Origin of the sequence: Nitratidesulfovibrio sp. HK-II (assembly GCF_003402415.2) — a bacterium.
Classification (GTDB): Bacteria; Desulfobacterota; Desulfovibrionia; order Desulfovibrionales; family Desulfovibrionaceae; genus Cupidesulfovibrio.
This window is the reverse complement of sequence record NZ_AP036014.1, coordinates 3,395,191-3,415,820: the sequence shown is the minus strand read 5'-3', so window position 1 is coordinate 3,415,820 and position 20,630 is coordinate 3,395,191. Positions and strand designations below refer to the sequence as shown.

The 20,630-nt window shown below is 67.8% G+C and carries 9 protein-coding genes; 6 read left to right on the top strand and 3 right to left on the bottom strand.

From position 1 onward, the window contains the following. Window positions 1-495 precede the first annotated feature (495 nt). Window positions 496-7,125, top strand: coding sequence for a VWA domain-containing protein (locus RVX_RS14425; protein ID WP_116307904.1), 6,630 nt, complete (start codon window positions 496-498; stop codon window positions 7,123-7,125). 704 nt (window positions 7,126-7,829) lie between these two features. Here RVX_RS14425 and RVX_RS14420 read toward each other — a convergent pair. From RVX_RS14420 to RVX_RS14410, 3 genes are all read right to left on the bottom strand, one after another. Next, entirely contained in the window at window positions 7,830-9,182 is a 1,353-nt protein-coding gene (locus tag RVX_RS14420) for a TolC family outer membrane protein (protein WP_116307903.1), read from the bottom strand. An 825-nt stretch (window positions 9,183-10,007) separates the two neighbouring features. Continuing rightward, window positions 10,008-11,690 (bottom strand): sigma-54-dependent transcriptional regulator, encoded by a 1,683-nt coding sequence (locus tag RVX_RS14415; protein ID WP_116307902.1) that lies wholly within the window; start codon window positions 11,688-11,690, stop codon window positions 10,008-10,010. Beyond that, window positions 11,690-14,716 (bottom strand): ATP-binding protein, encoded by a 3,027-nt coding sequence (locus tag RVX_RS14410; RefSeq protein WP_116307901.1) that lies wholly within the window; start codon window positions 14,714-14,716, stop codon window positions 11,690-11,692. The genes RVX_RS14415 and RVX_RS14410 overlap by 1 nt, the downstream gene beginning before the upstream one ends. Before the next feature lie 309 nt (window positions 14,717-15,025). Between RVX_RS14410 and RVX_RS14405 the strand changes: the two genes are divergently transcribed. The 5 genes from RVX_RS14405 to RVX_RS14385 all read left to right on the top strand — a co-directional run bounded on the left by RVX_RS14405 (window position 15,026) and on the right by RVX_RS14385 (window position 20,522). Continuing rightward, the gene (locus RVX_RS14405) at window positions 15,026-15,505 is read left to right on the top strand and encodes a cytochrome c3 family protein (protein ID WP_007524085.1); all 480 of its coding nucleotides are present in this window, start codon (window positions 15,026-15,028) and stop codon (window positions 15,503-15,505) included. A gap of 25 nt (window positions 15,506-15,530) precedes the next feature. Beyond that, the gene (locus RVX_RS14400; protein ID WP_172596675.1) at window positions 15,531-17,084 is read left to right on the top strand and encodes an ammonia-forming cytochrome c nitrite reductase subunit c552; all 1,554 of its coding nucleotides are present in this window, start codon (window positions 15,531-15,533) and stop codon (window positions 17,082-17,084) included. A gap of 478 nt (window positions 17,085-17,562) precedes the next feature. Then, window positions 17,563-18,702, top strand: a complete 1,140-nt coding sequence (locus tag RVX_RS14395; RefSeq protein ID WP_172596665.1) for a glycosyltransferase — start codon at window positions 17,563-17,565, stop codon at window positions 18,700-18,702. Between the two features lie 146 nt (window positions 18,703-18,848). After that, window positions 18,849-19,547: a LysE family translocator gene (locus tag RVX_RS14390; protein ID WP_116307898.1), complete on the top strand. Its 699-nt coding sequence runs from the start codon at window positions 18,849-18,851 to the stop codon at window positions 19,545-19,547. A 183-nt stretch (window positions 19,548-19,730) separates the two neighbouring features. Further along, entirely contained in the window at window positions 19,731-20,522 is a 792-nt protein-coding gene (locus tag RVX_RS14385; protein ID WP_116307897.1) for a nitroreductase family protein, read from the top strand. The last annotated feature ends 108 nt before the right edge of the window (window positions 20,523-20,630 follow it).

Genomic DNA, 20,630 nt, shown 5'->3' with positions numbered 1-20,630 from the left:
GAAGAAACGCGGGCCCGCCTTGCCGTTCCGCGCCCCCTTGGACGTTCGGACAGTCGGGCATGCAGCAAGCGACCGGCCAGCCCGGCCAGCCCGGCCAGCCCGGACGAACCGGACGGGCCAGCCGCCTTGCGTGCAGGCGCAAATAGTGTATTACACCAGTATTACAGGTCTAACGGGGTTGGCATCGCGGTTGCAGAGTAACCGTTAGTCGCTGGCCCGAATCCGGCTTGTCCGGACAACACCCGAGATTCGGGCGGCACCGTGAAGGAATGAAAGAACAACCTGACATTCCTTAAGAAAACAGGATGGCGGGCACGGCCCGGAACAAATTTACTGATGGATTTGGGGATTCCGGAAAAGCCGGACGAAAAGCGGCATGACCGGATAACAGGCTGAAAGCAGGCGGGGCGCGCCCGGAATCGGATTCCGATCGGCATTCCCGCACAACGCAAGGTCGGAGTCGCAGCGCGCCTTCGCCAACAAGGGGAGAAAGCCATGGTTACGCAGAACACTACCACCGCCGCGGGCGCGGCACCCACCGGCGCCCGCATCCGGCTGAACACGCCGCAGGCCAACCAGCAGGTCGTCATCGACAACATTGCTGGCGCCACGCTGGAAATGGGCTTCCCGTCCGAGGCGGCCCAACTCGAGCAATCCGGACAGGACCTCGTGTTCCTGTTCGAGAACGGCGGACGCATCGTCCTTTCCAACTTCTTCGGCCTGTTCGAATCCAACCAGCTGCCCGCCTTCAACCTTGAAGACGGCCAGTCGCTGCCGGGCGACGCGTTTCTCGCGGCCCTGCGCGAAGACCTGCTGCCCGCCGCCGGTCCTGGCGCGGGCGCTGCCGCGGGCAGCGGCGGCGTGGGCGACTACGCCGACGACGCGGGCGACCTGATCGGCGGCGTGGACCGCCTTGACCCGCTGGGCACCACCGGCATCGGCACGGCGGCCCTGCCGGGCATCGAAGACGCGGGTCCGCTTGATCTCGCCACCGGCACCCTGGTGATCAACCTGACCACGGGCATCAGCACCACCATCGGCGAAAACGGCAACTATCCCGAACATCCCGACGCGGTTCCCCCGGGCGCCTACGCGGGCGTGTTCGAAGACTGGGCCCCCAATCAGCACCTGGGTTCGCCCCTGACCTTCGAGGCGGTGCTGGGCTTCATCTTCACCCCCACCGACAACGAAGTGCTGGACAGCATCACCATCACCGGTCCCATCGCGGGCACCCTGCTGGTGGGCGGCGTTCCCGTGGCGGCGGACGGCGCGGGCAACTTCGTCATTTCCGCGGCTGACATCGACGACGTGACCCTGCTGCCCCTGGCGGACAGCGGCACCGACATCCCGCTTTCCGGCTTCGCCTCCATCACCGACCCCGACTCCGGGCTGAGCGGCACCGTGCCGTTCACCTTCACGGCGGTGGTCGACGCGGTGGCCGACCAGCCCATTGGCCTGCATGAAACGGTCAGCTACGGTCCCTTCTATTGCGACCACGGCAACGGCGACGGCGGCAACGGTGAAGTGGTCACCGCCCGCGTGATGGATTCCGATGGCGGCGACGAGCGGTCGTTCTGGCATCACAACCCCCACGACGCCCCTGACGGCCCGTGGTGGAAGCATACGGCCGCCGACCCCACCGAGAACGACAACGGCGACCACACCCAAAGCGCGGTCAAGATCACCCTGTCCGCCACCTTCGGCGATTATCAGGATGGTTCGGAAAGCCACTTCCTGCTCATCGAGGCCAAGGACGGCTGGACCTATGACACCGTGAACATCGGCGGCGTGGAACTGGACCTCTCCGAGTTCCTGACCCTGGGCGCGGACATCCCCGCCTCTGCCACGCAGGGCCTGGGCGTCATCGACCCCGCCGGCTATTACTACGTCATCCCCGTGGGCGACGAGAGCATCGTGGGCACCTCGCAGTCCGTGGACGGCCTGGGCCAGACGCATGAACTGGCCACCAAGGCCGTCACCCTCACCCTGTACGCCCCGGACGAAGACTACGTGCCCGGTGGCAACGGCGGCTACGAAGGCAACGGCGGCTACGAAGGCAACGGCGAGTTCGAAGGCCCCGTCATCGCCACGCTCGACCAGGGCTACAACGGCGACGGCGAACACTGCGGGCGCGGCAACGACTACAAGGAAACCTTCGTCACCGGCGCGCTGGCCGTGGACAGCGACGCGGACGGCAGCCTCGTGGCGGTCAACGACAATTCGCTGGTGTTCGGCTCCACCGACGTGTGGGTGGCCGCGGCCGAAGGCCACATCTATGTCACCGGTCAGCAGATCGGCTACGAAGATCCGCAGGCTTACGTCAACGAACCCTGGTACGACCCGTTCTCGACCAAGGACATCGACCTCGACTTCCACTTCAGCGGCGCGGACGACGAGCATCTCGACTACCTGCGCATCGCGGTGGACGTGAACACCCCGGCCAAGGTGCTGATCTTCGGCAGCGAAGCCACCTTCGTTCCCGATGGTGAAGGCGGCGGCTACTACATCGTGCCCGCCCACCTGAAGGACCACGTGACGCTGATGCCCGCCAAGGACAGCGACGTTGACGTGAAGCTCACCGTCACCGCCGTGTTCCACGACCCGGACAGCGGCGACATAGGCACCGACACCACGCAGCACACCGTGTTCATCGACGCCGTGGCCGACAAGCCCATCGCCCACGACGCCGAAGTGGACTACACCCCCGGCCCGACGGCTGCCGACCCCGGCGGCACCATGACCGTGATCCTCAATGCCTCGTTCGGCGACTACCAGGACGGTTCCGAGCGCCAGTACGTGGGCATCGAGGTCAAGCACGGCTGGAACTACCCGGGCAGCGAAGGCACCAAGTGGGTCGAAGGCCGCCTGTACGCCATCTACGACGTGACCGACGAAGTGGACGCGGGCAGCGGCTCGGTTTCCCTGCCCATCACCCTGGGCGTGCCCAACACCGACGACCGCTACTACACCGAGTTCAAGACCATCGCCGTTGCCAAGGAAACCAGCTTCAGCGGCGTGGAATGGAACTACGGCAACAACGAGGCATATGACATCGATTCCGTGCGCGTGCTCGTGGACGGCGCGGACGGCTGCCTGCAGGTGTCCGGCGGCGGCTTTGAAGACTGGAAGCCTTACGCCAACGTTGGCAACGAGACCATCTTCAAGACGCAGCTTGGGATCGACTTCAACAACGCAGACAACGAAAATCTGACGGGAGCCGAGATCAAGTTCGCGGGCAGGGCGTTCACCCTGGTGGTGGGCGAGGATCCGTCCGACCCCGGTTACCGCGAGATCTTGCTTGACAGCTGGGGCGAATCCGCCTCGGTGAGCGTGGCCGAAATGGGTCACTTGTACGTCAAGACCACGCTGAACAGCGACCGCGACATCCCCGTTGAAGTCAAGGTGACCTTCATTGATCCGGATAGCGGCGATGCCGGTTCCACCACCGACACGCATACCCTGACCATCGACGCCGTGGCCGACAAGCCCGTGATCACCGTGGACGTGAACGACAGCGGCGATGGCGGCTCGGCTTTCCAGACTGGCGAAACAGGTACCGTGCACGTTACCGCCAGCTTCGCCGACACCGACGGCTCCGAAGACCATTGGGTGGAACTGAAGATACCCAGCGGCTTCTCCGTCAACTTGGCCGAAATCGCGGCCTCGGGCGGCACCTGGAATAACTCTACCCGTACCGTGAAGTGGGACATTGACTCCAACGGTTCCCTCGACAAGACCATCCACGTGACCCAGAACGGCGCTGGCGATGGCGCGCACGACTTCGTTGCCAAGGCCGTTGCCAAGGAAGGCGCGTGGGAAGGATGGGGCAACTTCAACAACCAGGCGGAAAGCACCGCCACCGACGCAGCCGTGGTGAACTCGGGCCGCTGCATCCAGTGGGCCATCACCGATGCGGCCGACGTCAGAAACATCGTGCCGGAAGGCAACCTTGGCGAGAACGGGCCGCCCCTGGCCTTTACCGTGGGCTACAGCGGCTACGCGTTGGAGCCCGGTGAAACCGTGTCCATCCAGCTCACCGGCCCGGCGGCGGGCAGCACGGCTGGCCTGGCCGACTTCACCAACGCGGCCGACGACTTCGCGGCGGCGCTGCAGGCGGCCGTTGGGGCCGTGTCCGGCATCAGCTACAACGCGGCCACCAACACGCTGACCTTCAACTACGGCGCGCCCACCAGCCTGACCTTCTTCGCGAAGGTATTCGGCGACACCGTGATCGAGAGCAATGAAGACCTGGTGATCACCATCCAGAACCCGAAGTTCAACGGCTTCGTGGGTGGCACCGTGGCGGACGGCAGCGAAGACGGCACCATCATCGACGATGACAAGCCGATCATCGTGCCGCCCACCGGCGGTGACGATCTCAGCCTTTCGTTGCAGGACGTGGACGCCGTGGGCAGCAACCCCGGCGACGTGGACACCGACAACGGCGACCTCGACTTCACGGCGGGCAGCGAACCGCTGACCTTCGCGTTCGACATCAGCGCGGGCCACGAACCCGTGGTGAGCGGCATCGACCCCTCGACGCCCATCACCTGGACCGTGGACGGCGGCACCGGCAACCTCATCGGCAGCATCGGCGGCGAAACCGCCATCATCCTGACCCTGGCTCCGGAAGCCGGTCCGTACACCACCGGCCAGTCGGTGCAGGTGACCGTGGAAGCCACCCTGATCGATCCGCTGCTGCATGACGACGGCGCGACCGACATCGTGGTGACCAATGTCCACGTGACCGGTACCGATACGGCCAGCAACACCGTGCACGGCACCGTCAGCGTCAGCGTTGACGACGCCGGTCCCACGGCGGCCCCGGAAGTGAACGAATACAGCGGCGGCATCACCACCAACCTGGTCATCGTTCTCGACTCTTCCGGCAGCATGGGGCCGAACGTGAACGAGGGCGGCGGCGACCCCGACGGCCCCGGCGGCTTCGACACCAAGTACGAACTCGCAGTTGCGGCCATCCAGACCCTGCTTGAGGCCTACAAGGACCTTGGCGCGGTCAACGTGCAGATCGTGGACTTCGACGGCAACGCGGTGGCCAGCGGCTGGTTTACCGGCGGCAACTCCACCACCAGCGCCATAAACTGGATCAACAACAACACCGAGGCCGGTGGCGGCACGAACTACGACGACGCCATCGCGGCCACCCGCGCCGCGCTTGAAGACGGCCTGCCCCCGGCGGACCGCTCGGTGGTGTACTTCCTGTCCGACGGCAACCCGAACAGCGGCGACGAACTGAGCAGCGGCGACGCCACCGCGTGGGACAACTTCCTGGCCACCACCCCCATCGAAACCGTGTACGCCTACGGCATGGGCGAAGCGGTAAGCCAGACCCAGCTTGAACGGGTGGCCTGGGACAGCGACGGAACCCCCGAAGCCAACCCCGTGGAAGTGATCACCAACCTGTCGCAGCTTGAAGCCCTGTTGCTCACCACCGTGCCGACCACCGGCAACCTGCTGGCCAACGACAACGGCGGCGCGGACGGCGGTCTTGCGCTGAACAGCGTGACCGTGGACGGCAACGTCTACGACCTGGGTGATACGGACGCCAACCACAAGGTGGCCATCAACCTTGGCGACAACAAGGGCATCCTGACCATCGACTTCGACGACGGCAGCTACGTGTTCACGCCGGGCACGAACCCCGTTGGGCAGGAAATCGTGAACTACGACGTCCGCGACGCCGATGGCACGCTGGCCAACACCACCCTGACCCTGAACCTGCGCGCGGCCGAACTGGACGCGCACGACAACTACGCCACGGCGCAGCCGGGCAGCACCAGCGTGACCACGGATACGTTCAGCAGCAGTACCAACGGCTGGAGCACTGATGACGACTATTACGGAGACGTCAGCCGGGTGAACACCGCAGGCGACAGGGAACTCATGCTTGAACTCGAATGGGGCGCAGGTGCTTCCGTGACGAGCAGCAAGACCTTCTCTGTTGCTGCAGGCGATACGTTGAGCTTTGACTGGCGTGCCGAGCCGTTCCGGCAGGGATCGAGTAGTCTTAATCCCCACGATGATGACAAGTTCCTTGTGGTCATCAGCGGGCCTGACGGTACGGTGACCTTGAACCCGTTCACCTCGCCGACCTCTGGTGCGGGGGGAAGCGGACTGTTTACGCACACCTTCGGGGCCACTGGAAACTATACGGTCACCTTGAAGGTGCTTGACGGAACATCCAACAACAATCCCGGCTATATGCGTGTGTTCGTGGACGACGTGGTGTTCACCCACGCCCTGGCTGGCGCGGCCCTGCTGGGGAACGTGGTTACCGATCACACGGGCACCGACCTTGTCGACCAGATCGGCGGGCAGACGGCCTTCGTGACCGAAGTGAACGGCGTGGCCATCGCCAACGACGGCCTCTACCACGACGTGGTGGGCGACTACGGCACGCTGCGCATCAACGCCTTCGGCCAGTACGAGTACCACGCCAATGGTAACGCCGCTGCCGGAAACGACGATGCCTTCGTGTACAAGCTGGCCAGTTCCACTGACAGCGACTACGCAACCCTCAACGTGCACATCGGCGATACGGCCACGCAGTTGCATGCCAGCCCCGAAGCATGGGATGTGAGCGGCAGTTCCAGCGCCCACTTCCATCTGGGTGGTACCGGCGATGACACCCTGACTGGCGGCAATGGCAACGACGTCATCTTCGGCAACTACGGGGACGACACCATCCACGGCAACGCCGGGCACGACATCTTGCACGGCAACGCCGGTAACGACACCATCTACGGCGATGCGGGCAACGACATCCTCGTCGGCGGTCAGGGCAGCGATACCCTGCACGGCGGCACTGGGGCCGACACCTTCGTGTGGAACGCGGAAGACTTCACCACCAGCGCGGTGGACCGCGTGACCGACTTCAACATTAGTGAAGACGTGCTGCGTTTCAGCGACGTGCTCATCGGCAACAACCCGGATGTGTCTGTCGGCGGCGGCATCCTGCCCGGCGACGCCAACGACGCGGTGGTCACCCTGCACAACGGGGCCCAGACCCAGTACGTGGTGATCCAGGATGCGCTGAACACCAACACCCTCGACCAGATCGAGCAGCACATCCTGACCAACAAGATCATCACCGAAAACAGCTAACCGGCGCGCCGCCCCCGGCGGCACACCATGCACACACGGACGCCCCGGCCTCGGCCGGGGCGTCTTGCGTGGCGCGGGCTGTAGCGGCGCGGCACGGTTGCGGGCGTTCTTGACCTTGTGGCCCCCCCAGCCTGCCCAGTACTCCAGAATATCCGCCCCCTTTTCCGGCGATGGCCCGTGTGCGCCATCCATGGCTCCTGCCAGCCCACCCAGACCCGTAGGCCTCGGCTGCCGAGTGGTGGTGGCGCTGGCCTTCCGGTGGCTGCCGCGCGGAGCTAGGGTGTGACGCGTGGCGGCGGCGATGCGCAGGGGGGCATGCCCAATCAGACATTCCGGAAGGTGCGCGGCAGGCATCGCCTTGCGCGCGGCGTGCATGCTCCACGCGGCCGGGGGGACGTGGTGTTTGGCGGACCGCGCCGGGCGTGGGAGGAACGCGGACAATACAGGGGGGATGTAGATGGCCCGTGGTGGGCAAACATTACTACCGCTGGCGTCATGCGATGCCGCCATGCGGTAGCGGATTGCCCGGTTGCGTTCGGGGTCTGCATTGCGGGATCGTGGGACGGCCCCTTGCCTTGATGCGGGCATGCGCATGGCACCGTACCCGTCGCCCTCCATCCGTTTTCGCGCCACCCCGCATTCGCCCACGCAAAAGGGGCCGGTCTTGCGACCGGCCCCAAGGGTGCCGTTCTCTGCGGGAGCGGCTATTGCTCGGTGTTCTTGCGCAGGGCGTCGCGGTCGATGCCCAGGCTGTCCAGCAGCTTGCCGCCAAGGGCCAGCAGGCGGTACTGGGCGCCCGCATCGTTCATGCGCGCGGTCACTTCCTGGATGGAAGAGCTGTACAGTTCGTTTTCGGCGTCCAGCACGTCCAGCAGGCTGCGCTGGCCCACCAGGAACTGCTGCATGTACGCGTCGCGGGTCTGCACGTTGTAGTCGATGGCCGAGAGGAAGTAGCGCTGCTGTTCGCGGGCGGACAGCATCTGGCTCCAGGTGGAGCGGGTTTCGCGGCCCAGTTCGTCGATCTGGTTCTGCAGTTCCTGACGGCTCTGGCGCGAACGGGCGGAAGCGCCCTTCACCGCGGCGATGTCCGCGCCGCCGTTGAACAGGTTCCAGTTCATGCGCAGCATGGCGGCCGTGCCCCATTCGTGGTCACGGCTGCTTTCCACCTGGTCCTTGTAGGTGGGGCCCACTTCCGCGTAGATCACGGGGTGGTAGCCCGACTTGGCGAGGTCGATTTCCGCTTCCGAGGTGCGCACGTCGGCGATCAACGCCTGCACCTTGGGGTTGCTGGACTGGCTGTCTGCCAGGGCTGCGTCGGCGCTGGGCGGGGTGGCCGTGGGGGCTTCCGCCGGGCCGAGGGTGTCGGGCACCATCTGGCCGGTCAGGCGAAGGTAGGCGGCCTCGGCCACCTGCAGGGCGGCGCGCGATTCGGTCAGGGTGGACTGGGCGCGGGCCAGGCGGCCCTGGGTCTGGGTGACGTCGGAAACGCTGGCCGCGCCCATGCGCGAACGTTCCTGCTGCGAACCCAGGATGGACTCGTGCTGCTGCACGTTGATTTCGGAAAGGCGGACGATTTCACGCTGGCGCAGCACTTCGATGTGCGCGAGCACGGCGTCCAGGCCAAGGGCTTCGGCGTTGTCGATGAGGCGGTTGTCCACCGAACCCAGCTTGTTCTTGTTGATGTCCACGCGGCTGGCGGTGGCAAGGCCGTCCCAGATGGTCTGGCTGAGCGTCACCGAGCCTTCGCTGCGGTCGTACCAGTCGTTTTCGTTGTTGGTGGCGCGGGTTGAGCGGTCGTTGTACTGCTCCACGCCTACGCCGCCGCGCACGTCAAGGCGCGGGAACCAGCCGGCACGCGCGCGGTCAACGTCGTGTTCGGCGGCCTGGCGGTTTTCCTGGAAGGCCTTGAGGCGAGGATGCGTTTCAAGGGTGTTGACGACTGAATCCTTCAGCGTCACTTCCTGCGCTTGCGCCGGCACCCCGACAGCAAGCCCCAGCACGGCGGCCAGCGCGCAGAACGCAAGCCAGCGCCGTTTTTGCGATTTCCTTTCCTTCATGACAGTCCTCCTCTTTGGCCCCCCCACCGTGAACGCGGATTGGAGAGCGCGTATTGATACCTTGCTGGGTGCGGGCGTGCCCACACTTTCCGCTCTTACGGTACTACTACACGCAACGATACATTGTTTCACTTGTCTTGCGCAATAGGGTTAGTCGCAAAGTTGGCAGGTTTTTCGGGAGGATTTCGCGCTTGCGCCGCAGCCTGCCCGTCCGGCCCGGCCGGACGGGCAGGCTGCGGCGCGCGGCGGGGCGGAAAGGGATTCATCGCCACGGACACTGCGGTGGCGGCCATGGGCGCGCGGCAGGGCATGCCGAACGATGATGGGGTATGCGTTGGCGTGTCAGGCGAGCGGTGTTGCGATTGCGGTGGGTGATATTTTTGCCCGCTTCGTATTATTTTCGCATGGCCGGTCTTTTCATGAAAAAGATGCAAAAATAATGGATGCCTGTCTTGGCGCGGCATACCGTACAATCGTCACGGGTTCCCCCCACCCGTGGCAGGCTCCGTATTGTCCCCCCTTCCGGTTGCCCGCTCCGCGCCGGAAGGGGGGCTTTGCGTTTGGGGCCGCCGGGTGCGGCCGCGAAAAAAAGTTCGGACGGGCGCGCCATTCGGTGGCGGGCTGGCGGAAGTTGTCCGGCAAGATGGCTGTTGGCAGCGGTGACGGGAGGACGGGCGCGTGTTGGCATGGCGGCACCCGGGGGGGGGGGACGTCTGCCAGCGCGGCTTTCGGACCGTCGCGCACGCCAGCGCCGACGCCGGGCAGGGCTGACGCCCGAGCGGCAGGTCGCGGGGGGGAAGGGGGGGACGAGCGGGCCGCCCCCCGTCAGTCGGCCTTGCCGAAGCCGTGTTTCTTGAGCAGCTCGTAAAAGTGTCCGCGCGAGACATCGGCCAGGCGCGCCGCCTCGCGGATGTCGCCGCGGCAGTGGGCCAGCATGTGGGCCACGTAGGCGCGTTCCGCCTCGGCCTTGTGGGCGCGCAGGGTGGGCGGCCCGGCATCGGGCGCGAAGCCCGTGAACGTGGAGGCGGCAGGGTTGGGTGCGCCGGGTGCGCCGGGTGGGACTGACGGGGCAGACGCGCCGGAAATGCCGTGAGCACCCCATGCGTCTCGTGCGGCGGGAATACTCCGGGCCATCACGGTCCCCCCGGCGGCAGCCCGTGCGGCCTGGGGCCGCGCGTCCCCACCCATGGCCGTGGGGGCCTGGGGCAAGGGGCCGGGTTGCCGCAGCGGCGTGGCCGCGCCGTGCCCGTCCATCCTGTCGCGGGCCACCCGCACCCGGATTTCCGTGGGCAGTTGCCGCGCATACAGGGTGGGTTCGTCGCGCGCGGCGGCGCAGGCGCGCTCCACGGCGTGCACCAGTTCACGCACGTTTCCCGGCCACGGGTAGCTGGCCACGGTCTCCAGAAAGTCCTCGGCCGGATGCTTGGGCGGCAGGCCGTGCCGCTCGCAGAAGCGGTCCGCCGCCCAGCGGCACAGGTCGGGCGCGTCTTCCGTGCGCTCGCGCAGCGGGGGCAGGGTGATGGTCAGGCCACGCAGCCGGTACAGCAGGTCGCTGCGGAACATGTCCAGCCGCACCATTTCGTGCAGGTCCTTGTTGGTGGCGGCCACCAGGCGGAAGTCGCTTTCCACCTCCTTGCTGGCCCCCACCGGGCGAAAGCGCCGCAACTCCAGCGCCCGCAGAAAGGCACCCTGGATGGACAGGGGCAGGTCGCCTATTTCGTCCAGGAACAACGTGCCCCCGTGGGCCAGGCGCAGCAACCCCTCGCGGCTGCGGTCCGCGCCGGTGAAGGCCCCTCGCACATGGCCGAAGAGCTGGCTTTCCACCAGGTTCTCGGTCAGCGAGGCGCAGTCCAGGGTGACGAAGGGACCGGCGGCGCGCACGCTGTTGCGGTGCACGGCGCGCGCGAACAGTTCCTTGCCGGTGCCGGTTTCGCCCAGCACCAGCACGTTGACGGAACTGGCCGCCGCCTCGGCCAGCAGGTCCAGCGCGGCGACGAGGGCGGGGCTGGAACCCACGATGCCCTCGCGGTACAGCGCCGGGGCGGGCGGCACGGCCGGTGCCGCCGTTGCCCGAACGTCGCCCCCGTCCGGCATTCCGTGCGCCGCGCCTCCGTTGCCCCCATTGGCCCCGCGCCTGCTTCTGCCGCCGCGGTAGGCCAGCACGCGCGTCAGCGAAAGGGTGATGTCCTGCACGCGCAGGGGCTTTTGCAGGTATTCCCACACCCCGTGGCGCAGGGCTGTTTCCGCGCCGTCGGCGTCGCCGAAGCCGGTGACCACGATGATCTCCGGGGCGCACGGCAGGCGGCCGAAGGAGGTCACGTGGGCCAGCCCGTTGCCGTCGGGCAGCAGCACGTCCAGGTAGACCACGTCCGGCTCGTCGGAGACGGCAAGGCGCAATCCTTCCTCCAGGGTGGCGGCGGTGAGGGCCTCGTGCCCCATGCCCACGGCCACCTCGCGCAGCATGGTGCGCACCATGGCCTCGTCGTCCACCACCAGTATGCGGGCCATCAGCGGGGTGTCTCCTTCGCCGGGGCGGTTCCCGGCGTTGCGGTGTCGGGGGCGTTGTCGGGGGCGGCGTTGGCCACCCGCGCGTCCGTCTTGGTCGCCGCGCGTGTGGTGACGGCGCGCACGCGGGCCACCCCGGCGTCCAGCACCGGCAGCAGGTGCGCCAGCAGGTCGGCCAGAGTGTCGGCCGATGGCCCGGCGGTGGCGGCGGAACCCGCAGCGCCTTCCGGCGCGGCGCGGCCCGCCTCGGCCTCCATGGCGTCGCACAGCCCGTGCAGGGCCGAGAGCCGCAGCATGCCCGCCGAGTTGCGCAGGGCGTGCGCCTCGCGCAGGGCATCCTGCCGCCGTCCCCCATGCACGGCATCCACCAGTGCGGCGCGCCGCGTCGCCACCTCGTCCAGAAAGGCCTGGCACAGCTTCACGAACAGGGGCCGGTTGCCGCCCAGGGCATCCAGTGCGGCGGCCTCGTCCATGATGTCTGATGATGCAGGGGCCGAAGCCGCGTGGTCGCGCGGGGGGCCAGACGGAGCGGACGGAGCGGACGGAGCGGAGGGGGCAGGCTGGTCAGACTGGCCGAACTGGCCGAGCTGGCCAAACTCGCTGGACGGCGGATGCGTGGGGTGCCGGGTGGGGCTTGCCGGAGCGGCCCCGGTCACGGGGTCGGCCCCGGCGCTGCCGTCGCGCCAGTGGTGCATGCCGTTCGTGTAGCCGCCGGAGCCGGGACATTCCAGCGGCGTGCCCCCGGCGGCGGCGTCCGCCACGGCCGCCAGCAGCATGGCCGCCGTCAGCGGCTTGCACACGCAGCCGGTCATGCCTTCGCCGAGCAGGGCCGCGCTTTCCCGGCCCACGGCCGACGCGGTGACGGCCAGCACCGGCAGGCCCGCCGGTACGCCCGGCACCTGGCCCGCGCGCAGGCGGCGCACCACCTCGGTGCCGTCGCAACCGGGCATGCGCACGTCAAGCAGGGCCATGTCCGGTCGGATTTCCTCAAGCAGGCGCAGGGCCTGCACGCCGTCTTCGGCCACGGCCACCTCGTGCCCGGCGCTGCGCAGCACGTCCTGCATGAACAGGCGGTTCACGGGGTTGTCGTCGGCCACCAGCAGCCGGAGCGGGGCGGGTGGGGCGGAGCGTGTGGTTTCGCCGCCGTGCCCGGAAAGGGCGGAAGGGCCGGGCGGGCCGGACGGGTTGGACTGGGCGGAAGGACCGACATGCCAGACGGCCCCGGCTGGGTCGGCCTGCGAACCCAGGGCAGCCTCGCAGGCGGTGGGGACGTCGTCCTTGCCGAACGGCCCCGCCACGTCGAAGCGGGCGGTGAACCAGAACTCGCTGCCCTGGCCGGGCGTGCTGGACACGCCGATGTCGCCGTCCAGCATCCGCGCGATCTCGCGCGAGATGGCAAGCCCAAGGCCGGTGCCGCCAAGGCACAGGGCGCTGGCCGCCTCGCCCTGCACGAAGCTCTCGAAGATCGATTCCTGCTGTTCCGGCGGAATGCCCACGCCCGTGTCCACCACGGCGAAGCGCAGCAGCACGCCGCGCCCGCCCGTTCCGGTGGGGTCGGCCGCCCCGGCCTGGGCCATCGACCCGGTGGGGGCGGGCACGCGGTTCACCACCACGGCGATGCCCCCTTCACGGGTGAACTTCACCGCGTTGCCGATAAGGTTGCCCAGGGCCTGGCGCAGCCGGAAGTCGTCGCCCAACAGCGCGTCGGGCACGTTTTCGGCCACGTGCAGCGACAGTGAAAGCCCCTTGCGCTCACCCGCGAAGCGGAACAGCCCCAGGCACGCCTCCAGCGAGGGGCGCAACCGGAAGGTGCGCGGCGCAAGGCGCATGCGGCCCGATTCCAGGCAGGAAAAGTCCGTGATGTCGTTGACGATTTCCAGAAGGTTCGCGGCGGCGCAGCGCAACTGGCCAAGATATTCGTTGTAGCGGGCGCGGCGTTCCCGGGGCGGGGCGGCGGCCTCTTCTGCCTGCGTTGTCGCAGCCGGTGTTCCCTGTCCGTCCGGCTCCCCCTGTCCGCCCGGTTCCCCCTGAATGGGGGGACTGTCGGTCCGGTCGGTGGCCGCCCCCGGCTGGAAGCCGGACAGCAGTTCCGCCATGCCGATGATGCCGGTGAGCGGAGTGCGCATGTCGTGGCTCATGTTGGCCAGAAAGGCGCTTTTCATGCGGTTGGCCGCCTCGGCCAGGGCCTTCTTGCGGCTTACCTGCAACGACGCCCCGCCGATGCCCAGCAGCCCCACCACCCCGATGATGGCATAGGCCAGGCCCATCTGATCCAGGCGCTGGCGTTCCAGGGCCAGCAGCGGCGTGGCCGCGATGGACACGCTGATGCCCCCGCGCAGCCCGCCCACGGTGTCGTCGGCGGTGCGGTGGCAGCCCAGGCATGAGCGGTCGGCCATGAGCGGGGCCATGTAGCGGAAGCTGGGGCTGTGCCGCGTCTCGGCATGGGCCGGGACCGCAGCGGCGTCGAGCCCGGCGTCGTCATGGGCCTGCACCAGGGTGAAAGTTTCCCGCTCGCCCCGGCCAAAGGCCCGCAGCGATTCGGTTTCCCACGCATCCGCGCCGTTTTCGGGCCGCAAGGGGTGCAGGCTGGTGATGCGAAAGCTCACCCCCTGGCTGGAGGTGAGAAATTCCGAGATCTGTCGGGTCATGTAGGCGGGGTTCATGCGCGTGAGCAGGGTGCCGTCGGCGGCCAGCAGGGTGCGTTCGTCGGGCGGCAGCCACGGGTTGGGCTGGCCCAGGTCGCTGGCCAGGACGAACACCCCCCCGTGGGCCGCGTTCCAGGCCCGGGTGGAGACGATCTGCGAAAAGAACGCCCGGGCCTGCAACAGCGCCAGTTCGCGCACGTGGGCCGCCTCGTTGCGGGCGTTCCACTGGTACAGGGCCAGCAGCAGCACGCCCCACAGGGCCACCAGCACCGCCGGGACGATGAAGGTCTGGATGTTCCAGCGCAGGGTGGGCCGCTTGCGGCGCAGCCGCGCCCTCAGGCTTTTTCCGGGGCCGCCCGCCGGGGTGTTCGCAGGTCGTGTCATGGGGCATTCCCCTTGTCTGAAAAGGCTGACTCGGTCAGGTTTTTCTGTCTGATTGTCATGTTTATCTGACAAGTACAAGGCCCAAACCGCCACCAAACGATTATGGGGCCTGTGACAACTCGTTGTAATTATTTTTGAACGAAAGAATGTGCGGGATTTCACGCAACGGCACGGGTCTTGAACACTGTGCCCTACCATGTGCCGTGCGCACCCGTCGGGCTGAACGGGCGCGGGCACGGATGCACCCGGAGAGGCTAACCCCCGGCCGCGCGCGGCGGGGCGGGCGCGCTCCACAGCAAGGAGGCGGAAATGTCAGAGGAAGCACCTCGCAACGGACGCACCGGGCTGCGGCTCATCGTCGTCGGGGCGACCCTTGGGGTCGTGCTGGCGGCGGGGGCGGGCTTCGGGATGAAGGTCACGGACCGGCGTCCGTTCTGCGCGAGCTGTCACATCATGCAGGAGGCGGCGTTGACCCACAAGGCGTCCACCCATGCCAAGCTTGCCTGCAACGAGTGCCACGCTCCGCAAAACCTGGCCGCAAAGCTGCCCTTCAAGGCAGTGGCGGGGGCCAAGGACGTGTACATGAACACGCTGGGCAGGCCGGACGACGTGATCCATTCGGGCCAGTCCACCAAGGACGTGGTCAACGCCAACTGCAAGGCATGCCACACCATGACCAACACGCAGGTGGCCAGCATGGATTCCAAACCCTATTGCGTGGACTGCCACCGCAACGTCCAGCACATGCGCATGACGCCGATCAGCACAAGGAAGGTCGCCGATGGATAAGCTGTCGCTTCGCAAGGCGTGCGGCATGGCCCGAAGGGGGGCCTTGCTGCTTGCCGTTTCGCTCGTTCCCTTCATTCTGTCGGGCTGTTCCGACGTGTCGGACCTGAAGACTCCGGTGTTCAAGACCAAGCTGGCGGCGGACGAGACCCGCAACAGCGCGTTCAAGAAGGAATTTCCGCAGCAGGCCGCCAGCTACGAACGCAACGACGAAAGCACCGTGATGACCGAGTTCAACGGCTCGGTGCCGTTCAACAAGAACGACAACGTCAGCCCCCTGCCCGAGGGCTACAAGCACGCCCAGCCGTACCTGAAGAACCTGTGGCTGGGCTATCCGTTCAGCTACGAGTACCGCAACGCGCGCGGGCATACCAAGGCGCTGGAAGACTTCCTGCACATCGACCGCATCAACACCTATGCCGAGAAGGGCGGCCTGCCCGCCACCTGCTGGAACTGCAAGACCCCCAAGATGATGGGCTGGGTGAAGCAGTACGGCGACGACTTCTGGGCCAAGGACGTCAACGAGTTCCGCGACAAGATCGACATGAAGGACGAGACCATCGGCTGCGCCAACTGCCACGACCCGCAGACCATGGAACTGCGCCTGTACAGCGAACCGCTGAAGGACCAACTGAAGGCGCAGGGCAAGGACTGGGACAAGCTTTCGCGCAACGACAAGCGTTCGCTGGTCTGCGGCCAGTGCCACGTGGAATACTACTTCCAGGACAAGGAATTCGGCCCGGCCAAGAAGCCGGTGTTCCCGTGGGGCGAAGGCTACGACCCGCAGCAGATGTACACCTACTACAAGAGCCACGGGAACTCGCAGGCCAAGGGCTTCGAGGGCAACTTCGTGGACTGGGTGCACCCGGTGTCCAAGACCCCCATGCTGAAGGCCCAGCACCCCGAATACGAAATGTGGCAGAACGGCGTGCACGGCGCGGCGGGCGTTTCGTGCGCGGACTGCCACATGGGCTACACCCGCACCGACGACAAGAAGAAGATCTCGGGCCACTGGTGGACCTCGCCCCTGAAGGACCCGGACCTGCGCGCCTGCCGCCAGTGCCATTCGGACAAGAGCCCCGAGTACCTGCGCTCGCGCGTGCTGTTCAGCCAGCAGAAGACCTACGACCAGTTGCTGAAGGCCCAGGACCTGTCGGTGAAGGCGCACGAGGCCGTGCGTCTGGCCTCGGAATTCCAGGGGGCCAAGCCCGCCAACTATGACGACCTGATGATCCAGGCGCGCGACATGGTGCGCAAGGGCCAGTTCTTCTGGGACTACGTGTCTGCCGAGAACAGCGTGGGCTTCCACAACCCGGCCAAGGCGCTGGACACGCTGGCCTCTTCGCAGCAGTACAGCCAGCAGGCCGTGGACCTGGCCAGCGAGGCCACCGGCTTCGCCATCGCCAAGGACCTGGCGGGCGACATCCACAAGATCGTGCCGCCCATCCTGAAGCACAGCCGCAAGCTGCAACAGGACCCCGAACACATGAAGACGCACCAGTGGTTCAAGTACCTGCCCACGCTGCCCAAGGCGGACAAGGTGTGGGACGGCCAGAAGAAGCTGGTTTCCGCCGCCCAGTAGGGCGGGGATGATAAATGGATGACGGGTGCCGACGGCGGCACCCGTCATCCGACGGATGAGACTTGACGCGCCGCGCGGCGGCGGGCGGAACGCGCCGGATCGATTTCCCACGGCGTGCCCGCCGGGCCTGGGCCATCAGGTTGTTCCCCTCCGGGGGGAATGCCGGGACCGATGGGCCGTGGATGCCGCCCGCGCGGCGCATGCAGACTTCGCCATGCCTTCTCCTTCACAGGCACGACACGGGGGCGCTCCATCGGGGAGCGCCCTTCGCCGTTTGTCGGGGGCGGGGCATTGCCGGGTGGTGTGGCGCACGGCTCCGGGCTGCGGAACGTCCGCCGCGTCTGGACGCCGGAATGCGAGTGGGCTATCCACGGGATGCATTTCGCGGCGCATCCCGGCCGCGCAAGCTCCACGGCCCCGCGCTCCATCGGGAACGTCGGCCCGTTCCGCAACCCCGTTTCGCACCGCAGGACACACCATGCACAAGCCCGTGCTCTTCCGGGTCACCAACAACCTCGACGTGGGCGGCGTGCAGCGCCGCCTGGCCGCCGTGCTGCCGCTGCTGGCAGAAACCTTCGAGGTGCATGTGGTCACCTATCGGGGGCGCGGGGTGTTCTTCGACGCGCTGCGTGACCGGGGCGTGCACACCCACTTCCTGCCCATGCGCGGCAAGTGGAGCCCGGCGGGCATTGCCCGCCTGTCCGCCATGTTCCGCCGTCATGGCGCGTTGGTGGTGCACACGCATTCGCTGGGGGCCAACATTCCCGGCATGATCGCCGCGCGCCTGGCCGGGGTGCCGGTGCGCGTGGCCCAGGTGCACGTGGCGGGCAACCACTGGTATGCCGGCACGGCCCTGGGACGCCGCAAGCAGGCCGTGCAGGAGGCCTTGGTGCACCGGCTGTGCACCGACAGGGTGCTGCATGTGGCCCAGCAGTCTCTGGAGGGCTTCGTGCGGGGCACAGGGCTGCCCCGGAGCATGAACGCGGTGCTGCACAACGGGGTTGATTTCGAGGCCATGCTCACGCGCCCGGCGGGCGACGTGCGCGCCGAATTCGGCATCGCCCCCGGAGATGTGCTGGTGGGCTTCGTGGGGCGGCTGGCCACCGGCAAGGGCGTGGACTTCGCGCTGGATTTCATGCGGCGGCTGCACGCCGCCAACCCCCGCGCCCGCATGCTGCTGGTGGGGGGCGGGGCATCCGACGCCGGTCAGGCCCGGCTGCGCGCCGAGGCGGCGGCCATCGGCGATGGCCGGGTGGTGCTGCTGGCCGGGCAGCGGCTGGACGTGCACGCCTGCTATCGCGCCTTCGACGCGCTGCTCTTTCCGTCCGAGGAACTGGCCGAGGGCATGCCCGGCGTGGTGCTGGAGGCGTGCGCCTTCGGCCTGCCGGTTATGGCCCGGCACACCGAGCCGGTGCGCGAGATTGCCCGCTACTACGACCGCATCCGCTTCATGGATGACGACGCCGACCCCGCCACGGTGCTGGCGGACGCGCTGGCCCTGCCCCCGGCCGACGGCGCGCGCTTTCGCGACGAGTTCGACATTCACGCCATGGCCCGGCGCACCCTGGACCTGTACCGCGCGGTGCTGTCCGAAAAGGGGCTGGCCGCTCCGTTCTGAACCTGTGCTGGCGCTTGCCGCGCGGCGGCCGTGCGGGTAGAGAGTGACGACGCGGCCGTGCAGGCGCGCGGCAGCCTTCCGGTGCCCATTGCCTGTCGTCAGGTTCCGCGCCGCGCCCCCCATCTTTGCAGGCCAAGGAGCCCAGCATGGTGTCCATCTCGTGGAATTTTCTCATCGTGTACACGCTGACGGTGCTGGTGGCCACCATCACCCCCGGCCCCAGCATGCTGCTGGCCCTGACGCACGGGGTGCGCTACGGCGTGCGGCGCGCGTTGGCGTCGGCCCTGGGCAACACCGTGGCGTCGGTGCTGCAGGCGCTGGTGGCGGTGGCTGGCCTGGGCGTGGTGCTGGCCGCGTCCGAGGACCTGTTCCGGGTGGTGCGCTACGCGGGTGCGGCCTATCTGGTGTACGTGGGGGTGTGCATGCTGCGCGCCCCGGCCATACCCCTGAACGCGGCGGCAGCTGCGTCCGGCGTGATGGACGGGGAGGCTGACGCGGGCGCGCCCGGTGTGCCCGGCGTTCCCGCATCCGATGCCGATGGAGGCCCCGGCGCGCGCAAGCTGTTCGCGCAGGCGTTCTTCGTGGCGGCGGGCAACCCCAAGGCCATCGTGTTTTTCACCGCGCTGTTCCCGCAATTCCTGGCCCCCGGCGATACCCTGGCCCGCAGCGCCCTGCTGGTGGCGGACCTGGCCGTCATCGCCTTTCTGGGCATGATGCTCTACGCCGTGGCCGGGTCGCGCATCGCGGCGCTGCTGGCCACCACCCGCGCCGCGCGCTGGTACAACCGCACCGTGGGGGTCGCCTTCATCGGCAGCGGGGCGGGGCTGGCCCTGTCCGACAGGTAGCGCCGCTCGCTTCCCCTTTGCCTCCTTGTCCGCCCCCGTCCCCCGATTTGCGGGAGCCGGGGGCGGTCTCGCGCTGGTGCCCCTGTTTCCTGCCGGGTACTCGCTTCCCCCATTGTGCCTTCTTGCCGAATCCGCCGTACATGGCAAAAGGGCTCCATGGGCATATCGCCCAAGGAGGCCCGCATGGAACTGTTCACCCTTGATACGGATGCCTGCACGGGCGACGGCCACTGCATGGCCGCCTGCCCCAAGGGGCTGCTGCAACCGGACGTCAACGGCCATCCCGTGCCGGTACCCGACGCGGCGGAGCAATGCATCGACTGCGGCCACTGCGTGGCCGTGTGCCCCACCAACGCCCTGCGCCACGCCCGCCTGCCGCTGGCGTCCTTCCTGCCGGTGCAGCCGGGGCAGGCCGACGCAACGGCCATGGATGCGCTGATCCGCAACCGGCGCTCCATCCGTCGTTTTTCGCCGCGCCCGCTGCCGGACGCCACCCTGCGCGACCTGATGGACGTGGTGCGCCACGCGCCCACCGCCCGCAACAGCCGCCTGCTGCGCTGGCACGTGATCCGCTCCGCCGCCGCGTCGCGGGCGATGGCCGGGGTGGTTTCCGAATGGCTGAGTGTTTCGGGCTACTACCCGGATGCGCTGGCGGCGTTTGCCGCCGACGGCGACAAGGTGCTGCGCGGCGCGCCGCACCTGGCCTACTGTACCGCGCCGAAAACCTACAACTTCGGCGCGTGCGACGGCGGCATCGCCGCCACCACGCTGGATTTCGCGGCCACGGCGCGGGGCATCGGCACCTGCTGGGCCGGTCTGGTGATGTGGGCCGCCCGCAACCACGAGGCCACCCGCGTCGCGCTGGGCCTTGCAGACGACCTGGACGTGGTGGGCGCCATGATGCTGGGCATGCCCGCCATGAAGTACCACCGGGTGCCCCCGCGCGACGTGCCCGAGGTGGTCTGGGTGGACTGACGCGGACGGCGCTCCCTTGCGCACGATCGGGCCGTGGCGTGTGACGTCGTGCCGCGCCCCGTAGTGACGGGCCGGAAGAATGCGCCTGAACGAAAGGAGACGGGCCGC